Origin of the sequence: Caulobacter endophyticus (genome assembly GCF_029543245.1) — a bacterium.
GTDB lineage: Bacteria > Pseudomonadota > Alphaproteobacteria > Caulobacterales > Caulobacteraceae > Caulobacter > Caulobacter endophyticus_A.
The window spans coordinates 23,265-46,494 of record NZ_JARQWV010000014.1 but is presented as its reverse complement, the minus strand read 5'-3'; the positions used below and the strand labels follow the sequence as shown (position 1 = coordinate 46,494).

18 protein-coding genes and 2 pseudogenes are annotated in these 23,230 nt (G+C 70.0%); 12 read left to right on the top strand and 8 right to left on the bottom strand.

The genetic code is table 11. The features are described from left to right. Positions 1-310 precede the first annotated feature (310 nt). The 3 genes from greA (at position 311) to P7A99_RS14485 (ending at position 2,419) form a co-directional block, all read left to right on the top strand. The gene (greA, locus tag P7A99_RS14495; RefSeq protein WP_277794527.1) at positions 311-790 is read left to right on the top strand and encodes a transcription elongation factor GreA; all 480 of its coding nucleotides are present in this window, start codon (positions 311-313) and stop codon (positions 788-790) included. 135 nt (positions 791-925) lie between these two features. After that, positions 926-1,510, top strand: coding sequence for a DNA-3-methyladenine glycosylase family protein (locus P7A99_RS14490; protein WP_277794618.1), 585 nt, complete (start codon positions 926-928; stop codon positions 1,508-1,510). A 348-nt stretch (positions 1,511-1,858) separates the two neighbouring features. After that, entirely contained in the window at positions 1,859-2,419 is a 561-nt protein-coding gene (locus P7A99_RS14485) for an HNH endonuclease (protein ID WP_058346504.1), read from the top strand. A gap of 156 nt (positions 2,420-2,575) precedes the next feature. Here P7A99_RS14485 and P7A99_RS14480 read toward each other — a convergent pair whose 3' ends face one another. Beyond that, positions 2,576-2,704: a hypothetical protein gene (locus P7A99_RS14480; RefSeq protein ID WP_277794526.1), complete on the bottom strand. Its 129-nt coding sequence runs from the start codon at positions 2,702-2,704 to the stop codon at positions 2,576-2,578. A gap of 510 nt (positions 2,705-3,214) precedes the next feature. Here P7A99_RS14480 and kdpA point away from each other — a divergent pair. The 6 genes from kdpA (at position 3,215) to P7A99_RS14450 (ending at position 11,941) form a co-directional block, all read left to right on the top strand. Beyond that, positions 3,215-4,924: a potassium-transporting ATPase subunit KdpA gene (gene kdpA, locus P7A99_RS14475; protein ID WP_277794525.1), complete on the top strand. Its 1,710-nt coding sequence runs from the start codon at positions 3,215-3,217 to the stop codon at positions 4,922-4,924. Positions 4,925-4,941: 17 nt separating this feature from the next. Next, positions 4,942-7,014 carry a potassium-transporting ATPase subunit KdpB gene (gene kdpB / locus P7A99_RS14470; protein ID WP_277794524.1) on the top strand — a complete coding sequence of 691 codons (2,073 nt, stop codon included), beginning with the start codon at positions 4,942-4,944 and terminating at the stop codon, positions 7,012-7,014. Between the two features lie 132 nt (positions 7,015-7,146). Further along, positions 7,147-7,932 carry a transporter gene (locus P7A99_RS14465; protein WP_277794523.1) on the top strand — a complete coding sequence of 262 codons (786 nt, stop codon included), beginning with the start codon at positions 7,147-7,149 and terminating at the stop codon, positions 7,930-7,932. An 18-nt stretch (positions 7,933-7,950) separates the two neighbouring features. Then, on the top strand, positions 7,951-8,529 hold the full coding sequence (gene kdpC, locus P7A99_RS14460) for a potassium-transporting ATPase subunit KdpC (RefSeq protein WP_277794522.1): 579 nt from the start codon (positions 7,951-7,953) through the stop codon (positions 8,527-8,529). A 111-nt stretch (positions 8,530-8,640) separates the two neighbouring features. Next, the gene (locus tag P7A99_RS14455; protein ID WP_431307678.1) at positions 8,641-11,241 is read left to right on the top strand and encodes a DUF4118 domain-containing protein; all 2,601 of its coding nucleotides are present in this window, start codon (positions 8,641-8,643) and stop codon (positions 11,239-11,241) included. A gap of 7 nt (positions 11,242-11,248) precedes the next feature. Then, positions 11,249-11,941 carry a response regulator gene (locus P7A99_RS14450; RefSeq protein WP_277794520.1) on the top strand — a complete coding sequence of 231 codons (693 nt, stop codon included), beginning with the start codon at positions 11,249-11,251 and terminating at the stop codon, positions 11,939-11,941. Between the two features lie 113 nt (positions 11,942-12,054). Here P7A99_RS14450 and P7A99_RS14445 read toward each other — a convergent pair whose 3' ends face one another. Both P7A99_RS14445 and P7A99_RS14440 read right to left on the bottom strand, forming a co-directional pair. Beyond that, complete coding sequence (locus tag P7A99_RS14445; RefSeq protein ID WP_277794519.1) at positions 12,055-12,516, bottom strand: response regulator; 462 nt, start codon at positions 12,514-12,516, stop codon at positions 12,055-12,057. Positions 12,517-12,608: 92 nt separating this feature from the next. After that, a complete protein-coding gene (locus tag P7A99_RS14440; protein WP_277794518.1) occupies positions 12,609-13,397 on the bottom strand; it encodes an SGNH/GDSL hydrolase family protein in 789 nt (262 codons plus the stop codon). Between the two features lie 368 nt (positions 13,398-13,765). On the opposite strand from P7A99_RS14440, the pseudogene P7A99_RS14435 reads away from it, so the two are divergent. After that, positions 13,766-14,587: pseudogene (locus tag P7A99_RS14435) on the top strand (UDP-glucose dehydrogenase family protein); the annotation flags it as partial. Between the two features lie 92 nt (positions 14,588-14,679). Here the strand turns inward: P7A99_RS14435 and P7A99_RS14430 are convergent. The 4 genes and pseudogenes from P7A99_RS14430 to P7A99_RS14415 all read right to left on the bottom strand — a co-directional run. Next, the gene (locus P7A99_RS14430) at positions 14,680-15,888 is read right to left on the bottom strand and encodes an MFS transporter (RefSeq protein ID WP_277794517.1); all 1,209 of its coding nucleotides are present in this window, start codon (positions 15,886-15,888) and stop codon (positions 14,680-14,682) included. Continuing rightward, positions 15,885-18,152 carry a TonB-dependent receptor gene (locus P7A99_RS14425; protein WP_277794516.1) on the bottom strand — a complete coding sequence of 756 codons (2,268 nt, stop codon included), beginning with the start codon at positions 18,150-18,152 and terminating at the stop codon, positions 15,885-15,887. The genes P7A99_RS14430 and P7A99_RS14425 overlap by 4 nt, the downstream gene beginning before the upstream one ends. A gap of 86 nt (positions 18,153-18,238) precedes the next feature. Further along, positions 18,239-18,907: an acid phosphatase gene (locus tag P7A99_RS14420; protein WP_277794617.1), complete on the bottom strand. Its 669-nt coding sequence runs from the start codon at positions 18,905-18,907 to the stop codon at positions 18,239-18,241. Positions 18,908-18,916: 9 nt separating this feature from the next. Then, positions 18,917-19,978, bottom strand: a pseudogene (locus P7A99_RS14415) (phosphatidylinositol-specific phospholipase C1-like protein); the annotation flags it as partial. 126 nt (positions 19,979-20,104) lie between these two features. On the opposite strand from P7A99_RS14415, the gene P7A99_RS14410 reads away from it, so the two are divergent. Further along, a complete protein-coding gene (locus P7A99_RS14410; RefSeq protein WP_277794515.1) occupies positions 20,105-20,692 on the top strand; it encodes a TetR/AcrR family transcriptional regulator in 588 nt (195 codons plus the stop codon). A gap of 27 nt (positions 20,693-20,719) precedes the next feature. Continuing rightward, positions 20,720-21,736 carry an NAD-dependent epimerase/dehydratase family protein gene (locus P7A99_RS14405; RefSeq protein ID WP_277794514.1) on the top strand — a complete coding sequence of 339 codons (1,017 nt, stop codon included), beginning with the start codon at positions 20,720-20,722 and terminating at the stop codon, positions 21,734-21,736. Positions 21,737-21,869: 133 nt separating this feature from the next. Here the strand turns inward: P7A99_RS14405 and P7A99_RS14395 are convergent, their stop codons facing one another. Further along, complete coding sequence (locus P7A99_RS14395; RefSeq protein ID WP_277794513.1) at positions 21,870-23,228, bottom strand: DUF1501 domain-containing protein; 1,359 nt, start codon at positions 23,226-23,228, stop codon at positions 21,870-21,872. Between the last annotated feature and the right edge of the window lie 2 nt (positions 23,229-23,230).

The window sequence follows — 23,230 nt, the reverse complement described above, 5'->3', positions numbered from 1 at the left end:
TGTCATGACCAACCGTAGCTTCGAAGCCTTCGAAGGCCTCTTCGACCGCGTCGCCATCGGTTACTTCCTGGTCGCCGCCGTCGGCGTCGCCGGCGCCGTGCTGGCCATCGCGCTGTAAGGACGAAGATGTCCGTCGCGGCCGCCCCGGCCTGATCCGGGGGCGGCCGCCGGGGTGGCCTTGTCCATCCCGCTCTTGCGCCAATCTTGATCTGGAGGCCTGGCTCGGCCATAGCCGAGCCGGCGGAACGACCCGCGACATGCCGGGTTTCCGTCCGATGATCTCCCTGTTCCAGTCTTCGCGAGCGCCCCGATGAGCGTGGCCTTCACCAAGGAAGGCGACGCCGAAGCGTTCGCCGCCGACCTTCCCGATCGTCCGATCTCGCAACATCCCAATCTCGTCACGCCGCAGGGCCTGGCGATGATCGAGGACGAGTTCGCCGCCGCCCGCGCCGCCTATGCCGCCGCCCAGGCCGCCGGCGGCGTGGCCGACGACCGCACCGCCATGGCCCGCGCCACCCGCGACCTGCGCTACTGGTCGGCCCGCCGCTCCACGGCCCAGCTGGTCGAGCGCGACGAGGGCCGCACCAGCGTGCAGTTCGGCGACGCCGTGACCTTCGATCGCGAGGACGGCCGTACCCAGACCTTCCGCATCGTGGGCGAGGACGAGGCCGACCCCGCCAAGGGCTCGGTGTCCTATGTCTCGCCCCTGGCCCGCGCACTGATGGGCAAGGGCGTCGGCGACACCGCCACGGTGGCCGGCGGCGAGGTCGAGATCGTCGCCATCGGCTGACCGCGCGGCGGGACCGCAAGTTTCGGGTTGCCGTCGAAGCCCGGCGAGGGCTTCCTCGCCGGCGTGATCTCCGCCTCTGCTCCCACCCCCGACCTGATCGCGGCCGCGCGCGCCCACCTGGCCGCCGCCGATCCGATGTTCGCCCGTCTCGAGGCGGTGACCCCCGTCTTCGAATGGCGCCTGCGCCCGGGCGGTTTTCCGGGTCTGGCCCGCATGATCGTCGAGCAGCAGATCTCGGTGGCCGCCGCTGCCGCCATCTGGGCGCGGGTGCAGGCGGGTCTGCCGGACTTGACGCCGCAGGCGGTCATGGCGCTGGACGATCCGGCGCTTCAGGGGCTTGGCCTGTCGCGGCCCAAGGTGCGCTATCTGCGCGAGATCGCCGGCGCGCACCTGTCGGGCGCCTGCGACTTCGACGCCCTGAAGGCCATGCCGGACGCAGAGGCCGTCGCCGCCCTGGTCGCGATCAAGGGGATAGGACGGTGGACCGCCGAGACCTTCCTGATGTTCTGCGAGGGGCGCATCGACGTCTTCCCCGGCGGCGACATCGCCCTGCAGGAAGCCATGCGCTGGGCCGACGGCCAGGACGCGCGCCCGACCGAGAAGGCGGCCTATGTCCGGGCCGAGGCCTGGAAGCCCTATCGCGGCGTGGCGGCGCACCTTCTTTGGGCCTGCTATGGCGGCGTTCGGCGCGGGGAGATCAGCCTGGGGAATCTCGGCTGAGCGACATGGACTGGTGCGTACCGCCCAGCACCGTCTTTCCCCGCGAAGGCGGGGATCCAAACGGAGTCTGGGTGGATCCCCCGGGCCTCGCCTCATCCTGAAAGTCAGCTTGGGTCCCCGTCTTCGCGGGGATGGTCGGCGGGGAGGTGGGTTTCCGAGCATCGAGGCAGGCGAGGCTGAACTTTCGCAAGCTTCGTCTTGGTTCTGTCGCCGATTGGGATCATCCTTTCTGTGCGTCCGGGAATGAATGGCGATTCCCTGATTTGCGTAGGAAGGAGGCCCGTCTTCAGTCCGACCGCGTACCAGCCCCATAGGGACCTTTTCGGCCCCATGATCGGGAGGTCCTGAATGCAGGTCCTGACCCGTCCCCCGTCCGGCATGCCGGCCCTGGTGCTCAACGCCGACTATCGGCCCTTGAGCTATTATCCGCTGTCCCTCTGGCCCTGGCAGGAGGTGATCAAGGCGGTGTTTCTCGATCGCGTCGACGTTGTTTCGACCTACGACCACGTGGTGCATTCGCCATCCTTCGAGATGAAGCTGCCCAGCGTGGTGTCGCTGAAGCAGTACGTGCCGCAGGAGCGGCCGCCGGCCTTCACCCGCTTCAACCTGTTCCTGCGCGACAGCTTTTCCTGTCAGTACTGCGGTTCGCCCGACGAGCTGACCTTCGACCACGTGATCCCGCGCTCGCAGGGCGGGCGTACGACGTGGGAGAACATCGTCACCGCCTGCGCGCCCTGCAATCTCACCAAGGGCGGGCGCACCCCGCGCGAGGCCGGCATGCATCCCTTCCACACCGCCCGCCGGCCCTCGATGCACGAGCTCCAGGACCGCGGCCGCCGGTTCCCGCCCGGGCACCTGCACGCCAGCTGGCTCGACTATCTCTACTGGGACATCGAGCTGGAGTCGTAGGGGGCTGGCTCAAGATGCTCCCCCTGAAGGGGGAGCTGTCGGCGAAGCCGACTGAGGGGTAAGGGGTTGCTGCCGTTCGGGGCGCGTCGACCTCATCAGACACTTCCCCCTCCGGCCCTTCGGGCCACCTCCCCCTTCAGGGGGAGGATCAGGAATCTAGTCCCTGAAATACCCGCGACGCTTGCCGCGGCCGCGCAGGCGGCGGCGCAGGCGGGGTTCGATGCTGGGCCAGGCCAGCAGCGCCAGCAGGGCCAGGATGACCAAGGTGGGGAACAGCGGCGACATGACCCAAGAACGCGTTCGATGTGTGAAGGCTTCCACCGTTTCGCGATTTTGCGCTGCAAACAAGGACAAAGTTTCGAGCCGGCGATAATCCTTGCAAAGCCTCCCGCTGGTCACGAAAGCGCCTTGTTCGGAAGGCTGGCGGCCTAGTTTCCAGTGAAGCTTGGCGGCGCAGTTTTTAGGCTGATCTTGTGTTGCACCGCAGCGTGGCCTGGGATTCGTCCGTCTTTATGCGGCGCTTATGCCGCCCATACGTCTCCCGAATGGAGCCCTTACGCGGCGCCGTGGTCCCTTCCGCGCGAAACCGGAAGGAGGCCGATATGGCTGACATCGCATTCCTGGCGCTGGGCGGAGGGCTTTTCGTGCTCTTCGGCCTGTTCGCCGTCGCATTGAGGCGCGCATGACCCTGTTCGTGAACGCGCTTTGGGGGGCCGGGGCGATCGTCGTCGCGGCCTACATGGTCACGGCCCTGATGCGGCCGGACCGTTTCTGACGATCCTCGGATAACCTCAAATGAACTGGCAAGGATGGGCGGAGATCGCCCTGACGCTTGGCCTGGCGGTCGGTATCGGCTGGCCGCTGGGCGTGTACATGTCGCGCGTCTGGAACGGCGAGCGCACCTGGCTCGATCCGGTGCTGGCGCCGATCGAGCGGCTCTTCTACGCGGCCGGCGGCATCGATCCGCGCAAGGGCCAGAGCTGGATCGGCTATGCCGGCGCGCTGCTGGCCTTCAACGCCGTGGGCTTCTTTCTCGTCTACGGCGTTCTGCGCCTGCAGGGCGTGCTGCCGCTGAACCCGCAAGGCTTCGCCGGCCTGTCGCCGCACCTGGCGTTCAACACCGCCGTCAGCTTCGTGACCAACACCAACTGGCAGAGCTATGGCGGCGAGACCACCATGTCGACGCTCAGCCAGATGCTGGTGCTGACGGTGCAGAACTTCGTCTCGGCCGCCACCGGCGCCGCGATCGCCGCCGCCCTGGCGCGAGGCTTCATCGCCAACAAGGGCCAGGACGTCGGCAATTTCTGGAGCGACGTCATCCGCACCACGCTGTGGGTGCTGCTGCCGCTGTGCGTGGTCGTGGCCATTGTGCTCGTTGCCCTGGGCGTGCCCCAGACCCTGGCCGCCGGCGTCACGGCTCACACGCTCGAAGGCGGCGAGCAGAAGATCTCCCTCTTCGCGACCGCCAGCCAGCTGGCCGTCAAGCAGCTGGGCATCAACGGCGGCGGGATCTTCAACGTCAATTCGGCCCACCCGTTCGAGAACCCCACGCCGCTGACCAACCTGATCACGGCGGTGTCGATCAACGTGCTGGGCTGGGCGGCGTTCTTCGCCTTCGGGCGCAGCGTGCTGGCCAAGAAGGACGTCCGCGCCCTGGTCGTCGCCGCCGCGGTGCTGCTGAGCGCCGGCGCCGGCGCGATCTACGTCACCGAGACGCAGGCTCCTCCCGCCCAGGTCGCCGCCCATGTCGACGCCTCGGTGAACATGGAGGGCAAGGAGGTCCGCTTCGGCGCCCCCTCGACCGCCGCCTGGGCGGCCATGACCACCGGCGCCTCCAACGGCTCGGTCAACGGCATGCACTCCAGCCTGATGCCGCTGGGCGGCGGGGTGACCATGTTCCTGATGCAGTTGGGCGAGATCCTGCCCGGCGGCATCGGCTCGGGCATCGCCATCATGGTCGTCATGGCCCTGCTGGCGGTGTTCGTCGCCGGCCTGATGGTGGGCCGTACGCCCGAGTACCTGGGCAAGAAGATCGAGGCCCGCGAGATCCAGTTCTCGATGCTGGCCGTGCTGGTGATCCCGCTGTTCATGCTGGGCTTCGCCGCCATCGCCGCCATCCTGCCGGAAGCCCTGAAAGGCCTGATGCACGGCGGCCCGCACGGCCTGTCGGAGATCCTCTACGCCTACGTCTCGACCACGGCCAACAACGGCTCGGCCTTCGGCGGCCTGACCGCCAACGCCCCCTGGTGGAACACCACCCTGGGCCTGGCGATGATGTTCGGGCGCTTTGCACCCATCGTCGCGGTGCTGGCCATCGCCGGGGCCCTGGCGGCCAAGCCCAAGCTCGCCCCCACGGCCGGCGCCATGCCGACCCACGGCGGCCTTTTCGTCGGCCTGCTGATCGGGGTGATCCTGATCCTCGGCGGCCTGCAGTTCTTCCCCGCTCTGGCGCTGGGACCGATCGTCGAGCACTTCCAGGCGCTCGCCTTCGTCGCCCAACGCTGACCGAAAGCGACACTCCCATGACCACCTATGACATCGAGGCGGGCGAGGGCGGACGGCGCAAAGCCGCCAGCCTCGCCGGCGGCCTCTCCACGCCGATCCTGGCCCGCGCGGCCAAGGACGCCTTCCTCAAGCTCGACCCGCGCAAGCTGACCGGCAATCCGGTGATCTTCGCGACCTGGATCGTGGCGCTGCTGTCGACGGTCTCGGCCGTCGCGGCCATCGCCGCCCAGCAGTCGGCCGGCTTCGCCGTGCAGGTCTCGCTGTGGCTCTGGGCCACCGTGCTGTTCGCCAACCTGGCCGAGAGCGTGGCCGAGGGCCGCGGCAAGGCCGCCGCCGACAGCCTGCGGGCCGCCCGCGTCACCACCAAGGCCAAGCTGATCATCGACGAGCAGGCCGGCACCATCATCCCGACCCCGGCCCACAAGCTGGTTCCCGGCGAGCTCGTGCTGGTCGAGGCCGGCGACGTGGTCCCCACCGACGGCGAGATCGTCGAGGGCATGGCCAGCGTCAACGAGGCCGCGATCACCGGCGAAAGCGCGCCGGTGATCCGCGAAAGCGGCGGCGACCGTTCGGCGGTGACCGGCGGCACCACCGTCGTCTCCGACTGGATCAAGGTGCGGGTCACGGCCGCGCCGGGTTCGACCTTCCTCGACCGCATGATCGCGATGGTCGAGGGCGCCGACCGCCGCAAGACGCCCAACGAGATCGCGCTGGCCGTGCTGCTGGCCGGCCTGACCCTGATCTTCCTGATCGCGGTCGTGACGCTGCTGGGCCTGGGCAAGTTCTCGGGCGTCGTGCTCGACCCGCTGGTGCTGGGCGCGCTGTTCATCACGCTCATTCCGACGACCATCGGGGGCCTGCTCTCGGCCGTCGGCATCGCCGGCATGGACCGCCTGCTGAAGGTCAACGTGCTGGCCACTTCGGGCCGCGCGGTGGAAGCCGCCGGCGACGTCGACACCCTGCTGCTCGACAAGACCGGCACCATCACCTTCGGCAACCGCATGGCGACCGAGGTGATCGCCGCCCCGGGCGTGCGCCCCGACGCGGCCCTGCGCGCGGCCGTCATGGCCTCGCTGGCCGACGAGACGCCGGAAGGCCGCTCGATCGTCGAGCTGGGCCGCCAGCAGGGCCTGGCCCTGGAGGCTCCCGAAGGCGCGACCGCCATCCCGTTCAGCGCGACCACGCGCCAGTCGGGCCTGGATGTCGACGGCCGCTCGTGGCGCAAGGGCGCGGTGGACGCGGTCTACCGGAGCCTGGCCATCGATCCCAAGCGCATCCCGGCCGAGGTGATGGCCGCCGTCGACCGTATCGCCCGCTCGGGCGGCACGCCGCTGGCGGTCAGCGAGGACGGCGCCCTGGTCGGCGTCATCCACCTGAAGGACGTAGTCAAGCCCGGTGTGAAGGCCCGCTTCGCCGACCTGCGCCGCATGGGCCTGCGCACGGTGATGATCACCGGCGACAACCCGGTGACCGCCGCGGCCATCGCCTCGGAAGCCGGCGTCGACGACTTCCTGGCCGAGGCCACCCCCGAGGACAAGCTGCGGCTGATCCGGGCCGAGCAGTCCAAGGGGCGGCTGGTGGCCATGTGCGGCGACGGCGCCAACGACGCGCCCGCGCTTGCTCAAGCCGACGTCGGCGTGGCCATGCAGACCGGCGCCCAGGCCGCCCGCGAGGCCGGCAACATGGTCGATCTCGACAGCGACCCGACCAAGGTCATCGAGATCGTCGAAGTGGGTAAGCAGATGCTGATCACCCGCGGCGCGCTGACCACCTTCTCGATCGCCAACGATGTGGCCAAGTACTTCGCCATCATCCCGGCGATGTTCGTGGTCGCCCTGCCGGCGCTGGGCGGGCTGAACATCATGAAGCTAGCCAGCCCGCAAAGCGCGATCCTGTCGGCGGTAATCTTCAACGCCCTGGTGATCGTGGCCCTGATCCCGCTGGCCCTGAAGGGCGTGAAGTACCGCGCCATCGGCGCCGGCAAGCTCCTGTCGCGCAACCTGCTGATCTACGGCGTCGGCGGCCTCGTCGCCCCGTTCGTCGGCATCAAGCTCATCGACATGGTCGTCTCCGCCCTGGGGCTGGCCTGATGAAACCCCCGATCGCCCCGGGCTCGATCGTCAGGGATCTGGTCTTCGGCCTCGTGGCGATCGGGATCGTCTGCCTGGCGGCCAATCTCGGCGGCCAGTGATTTCTCTCTTCCTGAAAGACGAAGAATTCCAATGCGCAAGTTTGCGTTTCTCGTGATCACCGCCTCGACCCTCGCCGCCACCGCCGCCTGGGCGGACGAGGCCCCGATCTGCACCGACCGTCCGACCAAGGCCAACAGCACGTGCTCTGTCCCGAAGGGCGCCTGGCAGGTCGAGGCCGACGGGGTCAACTGGACCCAGGTGAAGGCCGGGGGGATCAAGGCCGAGACGACCGCCGTGGCCGCCACGACCCTGAAGTACGGCCTGACCGACACCAGCGACCTGCAGATCTCGTGGACGCCCTATCTCCAGGCCCGCGTGAAGGGGCCGGGCGTCGACGACAAGACCGACGGCGTCGGCGACGTGTGGATCCGGTACAAGACCCGCGTCCATTCCGGCGACAAGGTCAGTGTCGCCCTGCTGCCCTATGTGAAGATCCCGACGGCGGCCAAGGGCCTGGGCAACGACGAGGTGGAGGGCGGTGTGGCCGTGCCGATCAGCATCGCGCTTGATGGGGCCACCCTGACCTTCGGCCCTCAAGTGGATGTGCTGCTCGACGCCGACGGCGACGGCCGCCACGCGGCGGTGACCAACGTCGTCAACCTTGCCCGCCCGGTCACCGACAAGCTCAGCCTGATCGGCGAGCTGTGGACCAGCACGAACTTCGATCCCGCCGATACGGTGACCCAGGTCTCGGCCGACGTCGCCGCCGCCTATCTCGTCGCGCCGACCCTGCAACTGGACGCCGGCGCCAATTTCGGATTGAACCGCGACACCCCCGACGCGCAACTGTACGTCGGCGTCTCGAAGCGGTTCTAGGAAAGGAGCTGGAAGGTCATGATCTCGCACCTTCGCCCGGCCCTCGTTTCGATGGGCCTCTTCACCATCCTGCTGGGCCTGGCCTATCCGCTGGCCATCACCGGCGTGGCCCAGGCCGCGTTTCCGGCCCAGGCGGGCGGCTCGCTGGTTCGCGACGCCCACGGCAAGGTCGTCGGCTCGGAACTGATCGGCCAGACGTTCACCAAGCCGGCCTACCTGCACGGTCGCCCGTCGGCGGCGGGGAACGGCTATGACGCCTCGGCGTCCAGCGGCTCGAACATGGGTCCTCTGAACGACAAGCTGATCGAGCGCGAGAAGACCGACGCCGACGCGCTGAGGGCGGAGTTTCCCGGCGCGGTCATTCCGGCCGATGCGGTCACGACGTCCGGCTCGGGCCTGGATCCGGACATCTCGCCGGCCTATGCCCGCCTGCAGGCCGGACGCATCGCCGCCGCCCGCAACGCGCCGCGTGGCGAGGTGCTGGCCATGATCGACGCGGCCGTAAAGCCGCCGCTGCTGGGCTTCATCGGCCAGCCGCGGGTCAATGTGCTGGACGTCAATCGGGCGCTCGACGCGCGCTTCCCGATGGTCGGCTAGCCGTTGGCGGGCGACCCCTCTTCATACCCCGAAAGGGGCCGCCCCGACCCCGAGGCGCTTCTGGCGGCCGCCAACAAGGCCCGCCGGGGGCGCCTCAAGGTGTTCCTGGGCATGGCGCCGGGCGTGGGCAAGACCTACGAGATGTTGCGCGCCGCCCGGCGCCGCAAGGCCGAGGGCCAGGACGTGCTGGTCGGCGTGGTCGAGACCCATGGCCGCCGCGAGACCGAGAGCCTGCTGCGCGGCCTCGACGTCTTGCCCCGCCGCCCGGTCGACAGCCGGGGGCGCAGCTATCTGGAATTCGACCTCGACGCGGCGCTGGAGCGGAAGCCCAAGCTGCTGCTGGTCGACGAGTACGCCCATTCCAACGCGCCCGGCTCGCGCCATCCCAAGCGCTGGCAGGATGTCGAGGAGATCCTGGCGGCGGGCATCGACGTCTGGACCACACTGAACGTCCAGCACCTGGAGAGCCTGGTCGACGTCGTCCTGCGCATCACCGGCGCCCGCCAGCGCGAGACCGTGCCCGACAGCGCGCTCGCCCGCGCCGACGACATCGAACTGATCGACATCACCCCCGACGAACTGCGCGAGCGAATGGCGGCGGGCAAGGTCTATGTGCCCGAGACCGCGCGGCTGGCCTCGGAGAACTTCTTCAAGGTCGAAAACCTCACGGCGCTGCGCGAATTGGCCCTGCGCCGCGCGGCCCAGACCGTCGACGACCAGCTGGTCGCGACCATGCGCGAAAAGGGGGTCGAGGGACCGTGGGCGGCGGGCGAGCGGATCCTCGTCCTGGCCGGCGGCGACGGCATGGCGGCGGGCCTGGTGCGCGCTGGCCGGCGGCTGTCGGACATGATGATGGACGCCCCGTGGACCGTGGCCCATGTGGAGCGTCCCGATCGTCCGCCGCCACCCGAGGCCGCCGCCGCCCGCACCCGCGAGGCGCTGAAGCTGGCCGAGCAGCTGGGCGGCTCCACCGTCGTGCTGACCGGAACCGATGTGGTGGCCACGGTGATGGCCTGGGCGCGGCGCAACAACGTCACCCAGATCGTCATCGGCAAATCCAGGGACTCCCGCTGGCGTGAACTGACCGGCCGCTCGCTGGCGGCGGCCCTGCTGCGCGAAGCGCGCGGGCAGGCGATCCACGTGGTCACCGGCGCCGGCGGGGAGGGGGCGGCCGAACCGCCCGCGCCCCGGCCGCGCCGCTTCGACTGGCCGGCCTACCTGACCGGCGGCGGCTTCGTGGCGGCCGCCAGCCTGGTGGCCTGGGCGCTGGACACCGCCTTCGACCGGGTCGAGCTGGGGATGATCTACCTGGCCGCCGTGCTGGCGGCCGGGGTGATGCACGGCCTGCGTCCGGCCCTGGCGGCGGCGACGGCGGCCTTCCTGATCTACAACTACTTCTTCCTGGCCCCGCGCTACAGCCTGGCCATCGGCTCGCCCACCGACGTGCTGACCCTGATCGTGTTCTGGGCCGTGGCCCTGGCCACCGGCGGGCTGGCGGGACGGGTGCGCGACCAAGCCATGGGCTCGCAGCGCCGGGCGGCCAGCGTGACCAGCCTGCTGGCCGCCAGCCGCACCCTGTCGGCCGCCTCGGGCAAGGACGCGGTGGCCCGCGCCCTGGCCGAGCAGGCCGCCGCCGCCTCGGGCGCGCGGGCGGTGGTGTTCCTGCCGGTCGATGGCGAGTTGGTCGCCGTGGCCGGCGCGCCCGAGCTCGTGGATCTGGGGACCGGCCCGATGGCCGCCGCCCGCTGGGCATGGGAGAAGGGCGAGCCGGCCGGCGCCGGCACCGGCACCCTGCCGCAGGCCGCCTGGACCTTCTGGCCGCTGGAGGGCCTGGGCGCCCGCGCCGGGGTGGCCGGGATCGAGGCCGGGGCTCTGGCCAGCGGTTCGGACGAGGAGCGTCTGCTGCTGGCCCTGCTCGACCAGGGCGCCGTCGCCTTGCAGCGCGCCGAGCTGGCCGCCGGCGCGGTCGAGGCCGAAGCCTTGCGCCGCTCCGACCGCTTCCGCAACGCCCTGCTGAACTCCATCAGCCACGACCTGCGCACCCCCCTGACCACGGTGCTGGGCGCGGCCACCACCCTGATCGACTATGGCGACAAGCTGTCGGCCCCGGGCCGCGCCGACCTGGCGCTGGGCATCAAGGAAGAGGCCGAGCGCCTGAACGGCTATGTCGCCAACCTGCTGGACATGACCCGCATCGAGGGCGGTGGCCTGAAGCTGCGCACCGACTGGATCGACGCGCGCGACGTGCTGGCGGCCGCGTGCGAGCGGGTGACCCGCCGCCTCGAGGGCCGGGTGCTGGTGCGCGACTTCCCCGAGACGCTGAGCCTCGTCCAGGCCGACCCCAGCCTGCTGGAGCAGGTGGCGGTCAACATCCTGGAGAACGCCATCGCCTACAGCCCGCCTGGCGCGCGCATCGAGGTCGCCGCCTACGAGGACCGCGCCCACGTGGTGATCAGCATCGAGGACGAGGGGCGGGGCATCCCGCCCGCCGACCTCGTGCGGGTGTTCGAGAAGTTCCGCCGCCTGCAGGACCCCAGCGACCGCTCGCCGAACGCCAGCCAGGGCGTCGGACTGGGCCTGGCCATCGCCAAGGGTTTCGTCGAGGCCATGGGCGGACGGATCGCCGCCGCCAGCCCGATCCACGACGGCAAGGGCACGCGGATGCTGATCAGCCTGCCCAAGGGCGTCGCCACCCCGCACCATCTGCTATGAGCCGGTCATGAGCGCGCTTCGCCCCCGCATCCTGGTCATCGACGACGAGCCGCAGATCCACCGGTTCCTCGGCCCCGCGCTCGACGCGGCCGGCTACGACCCGCTGCGCGCCGACGGCGGCCAGGAGGGCTTGCGCGGCATCGCCTTGTGGTCGCCCGACGCCGTCGTCCTCGACCTTGGTTTGCCCGACATGGACGGCAAGGAGGTGCTGGAAAAGGCCCGCGCCTTCTATGACGGCCCGATCCTGATCCTGTCGGCCCGCGATCGCGAGATCGAGAAGATCGAGGCCCTGGACCGGGGCGCCAACGACTATGTGGAAAAGCCGTTCGGGGTCGGCGAACTGCTGGCCCGGCTGCGCGTGGCCCTACGCCAGAAGGCGGCCACCCAGGCGCCGGTCGGCCCGATCCGGGCCGGGGCGGTTGAGCTGGACCTCGAAAAGCGCCTGGTCACCCGCGATGGGGCGGTGGTGAAGATCTCGCCGCGCGAATACGAGGTGCTGGCCAGGCTCGCCCTGGGGCGCGGCAAGGTGCTGACCCACAAGGAGCTGCTGACTTCGGTCTGGGGCCCCGCGCACATGCACGACACCCAGTACCTGCGTGTGTTCGTCGGCCAGCTGCGCCAGAAGCTGGAGGCCGACCCGGCCCACCCGAAGATCCTGCTGACCGAGCCGGGCGTGGGGTATCGCTTCATCGGGGACTGAGGGGCGATCTCTCAAGCGTCCGCGCGATTTGATCGCTCGAAGTCGGTGCAGGAGCCTACTTCGCGTCACGACCCTTTTTGACCCTCTCTCCATGAGAGAGGGATTTGATGCGCCTAGCCTGTCTGCTTTGGAGAGTTCGCCGCCGCCTCGCGCACCTTGGCCAGCAAGGCCTGGATGTCGATCGGCTTGGCCACGTGGCCGTTCATGCCGGCGGCGCGGAAGGTCTTGAGTTCCGAAGGTGGGGCGTCGGCGGTCATGGCCAGGATCGGCACGGCGCCGGCCGGCGGGGGCAGGGCGCGGATCGCCCGGGTGGCGGCCAGTCCGTCCATGCCGGGCATGCGCACGTCCATCAGAACCAGATCGAAGGTTCCGTCTCGCACGGCCGCCACGCCAGCCGCGCCGTCGGGGACGCCGGTCGTCGTATGGCCGGCGGCGTCGAGCACGGCTTGAGCCAGGATCAGGTTGGCGGGGGTGTCGTCGACGATCAGGATGCGCAGGGCTCCCGTCCGCCGGTTCGGCCTCTTGGGTCGGGCGGCGCCGTCGGTCGCGGGAAGCGGCGTCGGCAGGGCGGGCATCGCAAAACGTCCAGCTTCGCTGTGCGAGACTGGGTCCGGGCGGATCGTGGCGCAAGCATCCTCTGGATGAATCGCCGGTCGTCCGGGGAGGGCTATTCGACGCGGATATGCGTGGCCAGGGCGCGGGCGATGGCCAGGTTGGCCTGGTCGTTCAGGTGCAGGCCGTCGTATTGCAGCGGCGCGCCGATGTCGGCGAGGGCCTCTCCGGCGTCGACGGCCTTGACCCCGGTGCGGGCGGCGACCTGGGCGGCGGCCTCGCGGAACGGATCGAGCCGGGGTTGCGTGTCGCGCGCCGAGGCCGGCGGCGGCAGCAGCACGATGACCTGTCCGCCGTCGTCGAGCCGGCGGCGCACCAGGGCCTCCAGCAGACTGGCATAGACCTTCACATCCAGGGCGCCGGGCTTGCCGCGCACCTTGGCGTCGTTGGCGCCGTACATGATGATCGTCAGGTCGCCGGTCGGCGCGCGGGCCCAGCGGGTCAGGCCGTCCAGCGTCTGGTCGCCGGGCTTGCCGTGATTGACCACAGTGACCCTGTCGCCCAGCAGGCCGCGCAGGGTTTCGGGGTAGGGCGTGGGGCTGCGCGGCGAGGGCGAGCCGTTGATTCCGGGAATCGATTCGCCCCAGCGCTTGAAGCCGTAGGTCAGGCTGTCGCCCTCGCAGACGATGACGGCGCCGCGTTTGAGAACGACCGGCGCCCCCGCCGCGGCCTCCAGTTTGACCACGGTGCGGGCCGCCGCGCTGCCCGTCGGGCGCCATTGGGGCAGGGTGGTCTGGAACCATGCGGCCGACAGGCCAAAGCCCAGCAAGGCCCCGACACCCACCCCCGGCAGGAAGAACCGCGAGCGCTTCAGGTCGCGCAGATAGGCGGCGAGGGAGCTCATGCGACGGGCCTGTTAAGCATGTTCGGTGGGCGGTTCGAATGCGTGTTTGATAAGTCAGGCGGCATTTTCCGCATAGAGCGACGCCGCTACGGTCAAGGTAAGTATAATTATTGCCCGAACCGTGCTCTTTTTGTCATCAAGGTGATTAATTCCCCTTATAGTCAAGTTTGAAGGGTGTTCCGATCCCGGACGGTCGGTCGCGTTTTTCGGCCGCGATGTCGTCGCCAGGCACAAACTTTGGCCACATAAAAATTTCTTTTGAATAGTCATCAGTTGGTGATTGCGCTTCGGCACGGAATGTCGAATTAAAATCACTCGGTGTTTTTGTACCGCCGGCTGGGCGGGGCTCTTATTGAGCAGGGGATGACATGCGCGTAGCGATGATTGGCACGGGCTATGTGGGCCTGGTGTCCGGAGCGTGCTTTGCGGACTTCGGTCACGTGGTGACGTGCATCGACAAGGATCCGCGCAAGATCTCGCGGCTGCTGGCCGGCGAGATCCCGATCTATGAGCCGGGCCTGGACGACCTGGTGGCCCGCAACGTCCGCGAGGGCCGGCTGTCGTTCACCCTGGAAGGCGCCCAGGCGATCAAGGACGCCGACGCGGTGTTCATCGCCGTGGGCACGCCCACCCGCCGCGGCGACGGCCATGCCGACCTGTCCTACGTCTACGCCGCCGCCGAGGAGATCGCCGGCCTGATCGACGGCTTTACTGTCGTCGTCACCAAGTCGACCGTGCCGGTGGGCACCGGCGACGAGGTCGAGGCGATCATCAAGCGGGTCAATCCGGCCGCCCAGTTCGCCGTGGTCTCCAATCCGGAGTTCCTGCGCGAGGGCGCGGCCATCGAGGACTTCAAGCGCCCCGACCGCGTGGTGGTCGGCGCCGAGGACGAGCGGGCCCAGGCGGTGATGCGCGAGCTCTACCGCCCCTTGAGCCTCAACGAGACCCCGATCGTCTTCACCGGCCGCCGCACCAGCGAGCTGATCAAGTACGCCGCCAACGCCTTCCTGGCGATGAAGATCACCTTCATCAACGAGATGGCCGACCTGTGTGAAAAGGTCGGGGCCGACGTGCAGCAGGTGGCCAAGGGCATCGGCCTGGACAAGCGCATCGGGTCGAAGTTCCTCAACGCCGGCCCCGGCTATGGCGGCTCGTGCTTCCCGAAAGACACCATCGCCCGGAATCGAACCGGGGTAAACGGATTTGCAGTCCGGCGCGTAACCACTCCGCCACCGGGCCACCGGGTCGACACGCTTGCGTCGGCGAAGAGGGGGTCTGGCTATCAGAGGTCGGGCGGGCTCGCAATGCCCAACTTCGCTTTATCCAAAGGGATTGCGTCGGGTGTGGTCGACTTGGCGCGATGATCCTTGCGGCGGGTCAGGTGCAGGCCGCCGATCAGGGCGAGGGTGACGACCGCCAGGGCCTGGGCCAGATGCGCCGCGGCGCGCACGTCGTGCTCGCCGACGATCAGGGCGGCCAGCAGCGGCCCGGCCGCGCAGCCCAGCAGGCTGGCGCCGGGGCCGAGCAGGGCGGCCCTCCGGCTGGGGTCGGCCTCGATGGCCAGGGGCGTCAGGAACGGCGAGGCGAACAGCCACGCGAAACCGAACAGGCCCGAGGCGGCCAGGAACAGCGGGACGGTCGGCAGGGCCGCGAAGATCACGAGACAGGCTGCCGCCGCGCAGACCCCGCCGGTCAGCGACACGAACCAAGAGACCCGTCCGGCCAGGGCCGTGGCCGCCGCGCCGCCGGCCACCTGGGCCGCCAGCGAGATCGAGAAGGCCAGGCCCGCCGTGGTCGCCGGGTGTCCCGCCTGGCGCGACAGCGGCTCGGCATAGATCCACAGGGCCAGGATGAAGGCCTGGAAGCAGAACACCGCCAGCAGGGCGACCCAGCCGCGCGGGCTGGGCAGGCCTTTGGGGGCGTCCTCGGTCCGGGGCAGGGCGGCCCAGGCGCGGGGGATCAGGACGCCGGCCAGGGCCATGAAGCCGCCATTGGGGCCGAACTGGCCGATGACGAAGACCGTCAGGCCCGCCACCACGGCCAGCTGGGCCAGGGTCTGGACGGTGAGATAGACCCCCGACCAGCGATCGGGCCGGGGCGAGCGGACGATCATGCCAGTGACGATCCAGATCAGCGCTCCGGCCGGCAGGCCCGCCGCCGCCCGGGTCAGCACCAGCAGCCCGTCATGGGCGAAGGTGGAGGCGAGATTCAGCGCCGCCAGGAAGCAGCCGCAGGCCACCGCCGCCGGCCGCAGCCGCCTAGCCCCGAAAACCGGACCCAGCAGCGCCGCGCCGATCCCCATCGCCGCCAGCTCGGCCATGCCGGCCAGGCCGATCTCGCTCGCGGTCAGCCTTCCGGCCGCTTCCAGCCCGCCCAGCAGCAGCGGCCCGACGCCGGGAAACAACACTCCGACGATGCCGATCCACAGAACGGCCAGCCGCTGCGTCAGGCTGGGCGGCGGGCCGATCCACGACGCGTCCGGGCCGCTCAATAGCGGGCCCGCAGATAGACGCCGTAGGTGCGCGGCGGGCCCATGCTGAAGACGTCGAAGCCCAGGCCCTCGACGGCGGTGATGTCGAGGATGTTGGTCTCGTCGAGCAGGTTCTTGCCCCACACGCCCAGCTCGTAGCGGCCGCCGTCGAGCTTCCAGCCCAGCTGGCCGTTGACGTAGGCCCGGCCCTTGTCGCTGAGCCGTTCGGTGTTGGCGGTGTCGAAGAACACCTTGGAGCGGTAGGTGAAGTCCAGCTGGCCGGCGAAGTCGCCGACCGGCAGCGGGTGCTCGTAGCGGACCACGCCGTTGACGCTGGCCTTGGGGGCCGAGGGCAGGCGGTTGCCCGAATAGTCCTGCCCGACCGAGACGAAGTCCTTGTACTCGGCGTTCAGCAGGGCCGCGCCCAGGGTGAGCGACAGGCCGCGCGCGGGGCGAGCCTCGATCTCGGCCTCGGCGCCGTAGACCCGGGCGGCCGAGGCGTTGGTGAAGTACTGCACCGACAGGGCCCCGCGCTGGATCACGGTGTAAACCTGCAGGTCTTGGTAGTCGTAATAGAAGGCGGCGGCGTTCAGGCGCAGGCGGCGGTCGAGGAACTCGCTCTTGGCCCCGACCTCGAAGGCGTCGACGGTCTCGTCGTCATAGGGGCCCAGGTCTTCCGGCGCGGTGGTCTGGCCGGTGAAGAAGCCGCCGCTCTTGTAGCCGCGATTGTAGGTCGCATAGAGGTTGGCGTCGTCGGTCAGGGCGTAGCGCAGGCCAAGCCTGCCCGACAGCGACTTGAAGGTCTTGTCGCCGTCGTAGGTGAACAGCGTCACCAGGCCGTAGTCGACGTCGCTGACATAGTGGAAGCTCTTGTCGTCGACCGAATAGCGCAGGCCGGCCGTGAAGGTCAGGCGCGAGGTCAGGTCGCGGTCGATCTGGCCGAAGACGGCCCAACTGCGGGTCTTCTGGGTCAGCGGCCAGCCGAACACGCCGATGCTGGCGGCCGGGTCCATGCCGGTGGGGTTGTCGGGCGTGGGGCTGCGCAGGTCGCCCAGCACGTCGTAGCGGCTGTCGTTGGAGAGATCGTCCTTGGCCCAGTAGAGGCCGGTCACCCAGCGGGTGGGACCCGCGCCGTTCGACTGCAGCCGGAACTCCTGGCTCAGCGTCTCCTGCAAGGCGATGTAGCGGGCGCTGATCACCTGCAAGGGGTTGGCGTCGGTGTCCTCCCAGTCGTCGCGGGCGGCGCGCTGGTAGCCGGTGATCGAATACAGCGTCATGTCGCCCAGGTCGTAGGAGACGCTGGCCGTCGCCCCGAACAGCTTGACGATGTCCTTGCCCTCGAACCGGTAGTCGCCCTCGTAGAGGTTGCTGCTGGTGTTGGCGTAGCCCAGCACGTTCGTGCACTGGCCCGAGGTGTAGAAGGCCGGCTTGCAGACGGCGTAGCCGAGGCTGGGATCGAAATCGCCGGCCGCCTCGGGCGTCTGGGCGATCAACGAGCGATGGTAGGTCCAGATCGATCCGCCGCGCGACTGGTTGAGGCTGAGCGAAAGGTCGGCGGTCAGCTTGTCGTCGGGCTGATAGCGCAGCGCCAGGCGCGTGGCCCAGCGGTTGGCGTCGTTGCCCTTGTTCCCCGTCAGGCGATTGGTCGTATAGCCGTCGTTCTTGTCGTAGAGGCCGCTGACCCGGAACGACAGCACGTCACCGGCGATAGGTCCGCTAAAGCCGCCCTGGGCGTTGACGGCGTTGAAGCGGCCGAACTCGATGGCGAAGTCGCCGCTGGGCGTGCTCGACGGCTTCTTGGTGACGACGTTGATCGCCCCGCCGGTGGTGTTGCGACCGTAGAGCGTGCCTTGCGGGCCGCGCAGCACTTCCACCTGCTCCAGGTCGTAGAAGCCGGCCAGCTGGGCCAGCGGCGAGGCCACATAGACCCCGTCGACATAGACGCCGACCGCGCTGGCCGTGCCGGGGTTGAAGTCGTTGACGCCGATGCCGCGGATGAACATGCGCGGGTTGGCGGCGTTGTCGTCGGTCTTGATCTGAAGGCCGGGCGCCAGGCCCGACAGCGCCAGCACGTCGCCGACCCGCTGGTTCTGCAGCTGGGCGCCCGTCATGGCGGTGACAGAGACGGGCACCTCCTGCAGGTTCTCCGCCCGCCGCTGAGCGGTGACGACGATCTCGTCGAGCGCGACGGGCGCGGCTTCACTTGCCGTCTGAGCCCAGGATGAGGTCGCGGACGCCATCAAGGCGACGGCCGCGACCCCGGCGAACACTTGCAGTCTGTACACAGCTACAACCCCCCGCATGTCCGTATGGGGAGGATGCTAGCTATAACTATCGTTTTGGCAAGCGCCGTTCGGCGACTTGCGTTTGCCTATTTCGGGTTTGCCCTGGACAGGGCGGCGGCGACCTCGGCGCGGGCCATCTCTAGGTCGAGGCGGAAGGCGGGCGAGCGGTGCTCGGCGGCGTAGATCACCGCGCCTGCCTGGAGACCCGCCTCGGTGGCGCTGACCGTGTGCGAGCCGCAGATCCAGCGGCTTTCGGCATATTCGCGGCCGCGGGCGTAGAGGGCGTCGGCCCGCGACGGCGCCACCTCGGCCAGGATCATCGCCACGTGCTCGCCGTGGGCCGAGTGGCCGGAGGGATAGTCGGGGTTGCCGGTCAGGTGGGCGGTCTTGGCCTCGCAGGTCGGCGCGCTTTCCTTGCCGACATAGGGGCGGTCCGTGCCCCAGAAGGTCTTGGCGGCGCCCACCACCGAGCGGTCGGCGCCCGAGCGTTCCAGCAGGGCGGTCAGGATCGGCGCCTCCTGCGGCGTCAGGCGAACGCCCAGGGCCGCCGCGTAATGGTCGTAGAAGTGGCCGGTGACGTCCGACGTGGCTAGCGCCCAGCGGGGCGTGTCCTTCAGGGCGCGACTGGCGTCGAAGATGGCCGCGTCGGCCACGGCGCGGGGCGAGCCGGGCTTGGGCGGCGGGGCCAAGACCTTGGTCAGGTCGGGACGCTGGGCCGGGTCGAGATAGCCCTTGGCCGGCGCGCCGGCGGTCATCTCGATGGCGCCGTCGCAGGCTTTGGGCGCGCGCACCGGGTTGCAGGCGGCCGCCTCGCCGCCCGGCAGGCGCACGGTGTAGGTCGTGCCAAAGCGCGGGTCGGCCCACAGATAGTCGGTCGAGACGTACTGCGCGCCGCTGGAGAGGGCGGCGCTGCGCATGGTCACGTCGCCGTCGCGGGCGGCCCAGGTGTCGGCGTCGGCGCGGGTGCGGACGATGAAGCCGGCCTTCACGGCCGCGGTGATGCGGGCCTTGTCGGCGACGGGGTCATTGAGGGTCAGGTAGGCGGCGGCCGGCGAGGCCTCGTCGGTGTTGACGAACATCGCCCGGCCTTCCAGCGACCCGCGCTTGCCGCGATAGATCGCCACCTTCTCGGGGCCCTCGTCGAGGGCGAAGAACACCTTGCCGCGCGAGGCTTCCAGCGTCGGCCAGCCGCCGGCCAGCACCGCCTCGCGCAGGGTCGGCTTCTTGCCCTGGACTAGGTCGGGGGTGATCAGGCGGTCGGGGCCGAAGACGCTCCGGATCTCGGCGTCCAGGGCGTCGAAGGTCTTCTCGTCGAAGGGCGGGGGCGTGGCGCCGCCCGGCAGGCTGGCCTGGCCTTCCTTGGCGTTGAGCATGATCAGGATCGGGGCGTGGTCGCGATGCTGGTCCGACCAGGCGCGGATCTGGGACAGGCACTCGACGAAGGTCACGCACGAACTGCGGAAGTCGACATCGGGCATGTGCAGGGTCTTGAAGCCCGGCCTGGCCAGGGCCTGAATGGTGGCCGGCGGCAGCACGGTCCCGCCGCCCAGGGCCGTGAGAGGCCTGGCGTAGCGGCCGCCCTGCGGGTCGGAAACGACGTCGATCTCCAGCTGGCGGGCGCCGGCGTCGAGCTGTTCGGATAGCGGGCGGTGGGCGTAGTCGAGCCCCAGGACGGGTCGGCCGCGCGCGGCGACCATGGCGGCAAGCTCGGCGTCGGGGATCGCCTGCTTGTAGGAGTTGTGCGTGCCGACGGCCTGAAGGTCGTTCATCCGCAGCGGCGCCTCGCCCCCCGCCGCCATCGCCATAGCCGCCACCAGACCCAGCATCGCACGCTCTCCGAACCGAAAGCCGCCTGTCTAGCGGCGCCGTATGACGGTTCGACGTCAGCGCCGGTTGACCCGGGAGGGTGTATCCATTTATATCCGACCAGTCGGTTATAAATGGAGATGGTGATGGGTCGTAAGCGGATCGTCGATCGTGACGCGGTGCTCGACGCCGCCGAGGCGGTGGTCGCCCGCGACGGGGCCGCGCGCCTGACGCTGGACGCGGTGGCCGAGCAGGCCGGCATCGGTAAGGCCACGGTGCTGTACGACTTCAAGACCAAGGCGGCGCTGATCGACGCCGTGGTCGAGCGGGCCGTGGCGCGCGACAACGCCTTCAACACCGCCATGACCGACAGCCTGGACGGGCAGGGCGACGCGGTGATCCGCGGCCGGATCCTGGCGGCGGCGACGCCCTTGCCGGACGACTTCCGCGCCGTGGCCCTGAACCTTTGCGCCGCCCTGGCCCAGGACGCGGGCCTGCGCGGCCGCATCCAGGAGAACCAGAAGACGGTCATCGCCGCCCTGACCGCCGACGCCGCCAGCCCGCGCGGCGCGCAGCTGGCCTATCTGGCGCTTGAGGGGCTGAAGCTGCTCGAGGCGCTGGACTACCACGCCTGGCCGGTCGAGGAGCGCACCCGGATCCTGCGCGAGATCAACTGGCTGGTGACCGCAAACCCCGACGACGCGGCGCCCCTGCCGTCGCCGAAGACGACCTGAAGACCCCCACCCCAAGGACTTGAGACCATGAGCTTCAACGAACCCGCCGCCGGCGGGCGCGCGCCCGCGCGCCTGTTCCTCACCGGGGGCAGCGGCTATGTCGGCCGCAACCTGATCCGCCGCCTTGTCGCCGACGGCGTGCAGGTAGTGGCGCTGGCCCGCAGCACGGCCGCCGTCGAGACCGTCCGCGACCTGGGCGCCGAACCCTTCGAGGGCGACCTCTTCGATCCGCGCCTGACGCAGGCCATGGCCGGCTGCGACGCCCTGGTCCACGCGGCCGCCGACACCGACCACGGGGCCGGCGTCGAAGCCAGGCTTGCGCGGATCAATGTCGAGGGAACCCGCGCGGTGCTGGTCGCCGCCAGGGCGGCGGGCGTGTCGCGCACGGTGCTGATCAGCACCGAGTCGGTGCTGCTGGACGGCGCGCCTCTGGTCGGGGCGACCGAGGGCCATCCCTATCCCCGCCGTCCGGCCGGGGCCTATTCGAAGAGCAAGGCGCAGGCCGAGCGCCTGGCGCTGGCGATGAGCGAGCCGGGTTTCGAGGTCATGGCCGTGCGACCGCGCTTCGTCTGGGGGCGGGACGACACCACGGCCCTGCCGCAGCTGGCCGACGCCGTGCGCTCGGGCGCCTTCGCCTGGATCGACGGCGGCCGCTACCGTACCTCGACGACCCACGTGGCCAATCTGTGCGAGGGCGTGGTCCTGACGCTGAGGAACGGCGCCGGCGGGCAGGCCTATTTCATCACCGACGGCGAGCCGGTGGAGTTCCGCGCCTTCGCCACGCGCCTGCTGGCCACGCAAGGGCTGACCGCGCCGGACAAGACCGTGCCGCGCGGCCTGCTGAAGACCATCGCCGGCGTCGGCGACGCCCTGGCGGCGATCAGCGGCGGCCGGATCAAGGGGCCGCTGAGCCGTCAAGTCTACGCCACCTCGGCCGTCGAGGTGACGGTGAGCATCGCCAAGGCCCGTGCGGCGCTGGGCTATGCGCCGGTGGTGTCGCGCGAGCAGGGGCTGGCGGAGCTGGCCTTTGCTCCTCCCCCGTAAAACGGGGGAGGTGGCGCGCTGCGGATACGCAGCGTGACGGAGGGGGCGAGTGACGGAGCGCGGCGCCCAGTCTCGCCCCCTCCACCACTTCGTGGTCCCCCTCCCCCGCAGGCGGGGGAGGAACGGGCGCCTCCTACCCGAACAGCGGCACCGGCCCGCGCCCGCCGCCGTTCCAGGTCGCCCAGTTGGGGAAGACGTACGGCATGTCGGCGGGCGAGACGCCGTACCACTGGGCGATGGCGCCGACATATTCCTCGACGGCGATGCTGGGGATCCAGCGGCCGTCGTTATAGGCGTCCTCGGCCCCGCCGTAGGTGGTGTCGGGATAGCGGCCGTGGACCTTGCGCGAGGCCAGGGCCGAGCCCAGCACCAGGTGGTTGGAGCCCCAGGCGTGGTCGGTGCCGGCATTGGCGTTGGGTTTGTAGACCCGGCCGAAGTCCGACATCGTGAAGGCCGTGACGTTGTTGGCCACGCCCAGCGCCTTCATGGCCGCGTAGAAGCCGGCCAGGGCCATGGCGAGGTCGGCGTACAGGCTGTTGTGCGAGGCGGCCTGGCCGTTGTGGGTGTCGTACCCGCCCTGGCTGACGAAGAAGGTCTGCTTGGCGTGGCCCAGGGTGTTGCGGGCCTCGATCATCCGCGCCGCCCGCAGCAGCTGGCGCGAGATCTCGCTGGTCAGGGTCGCGCCCGTGTTCGGGTTCTTGAAGTACTGGTCCACCACAGAAGTCGTCGAGGTGACGATGGTGTTGGCCGTCGCCGCCTGGGCGTAGGCCGACGACATGCCGCGACCGGTGAAGTCGGTCACCGCTCCGAAGGCCGAGGCGTCCGAGAACGCGTTCAGCGCCTGCTGGCGGGCGATCACCGCCGCGTCGGTGCTGGCGGCGTTGTAGCCGGCGCGCGAGATGCCGCCGCTGGAGGGCAGGATCAGCGGCGACTTGCGGCTGCCCAGCAGGGCCAGTTGCGAGCCGGCGATCGAGACCAGCGGCGGGATCTCGGCCGCCTCGGCGCGGTCGAGGATGCGGCCCATGAACCCGTCGAGGTTCTTCTCGCGCATCCGCATGCCCTGCCACTCGTTCTGCTGGTCCTCGTGGGACATCAGGTTCAGCGGGCGCAGGTCGGGGCGGCTCTGATAGATGGTCTTGGTCAGCGGCTGGAACAGCGTGCCGGTGTTGAGCACGACGCTGAGCGCGCCCTCGTCCCAGGCGCTCTTCAGCGGAGCCATGGCCGGGTGCAGGCCGAAGGCCGTGCCGGTCAGGGGCATGAGGGCCTCCTGCTTGACGGCGATCGACGCGCGCTTGGCGGCGTAGTCGGCGTATCGCTCGTCGGTGGGCACGACCATGTTCCAGGCGTCGTTGCCGCCGAACAGGAAGATGCCGACCATGGCCCGATAGCTGGAGGTGTCGGCGATGGCCGCCGAGACCCCGATCTGGGCGAGGGCGGCGGTGGCGGAAGCGCCGGCGAGCAGCCGGCCGAAATCACGGCGGGAAAGGGTCATGG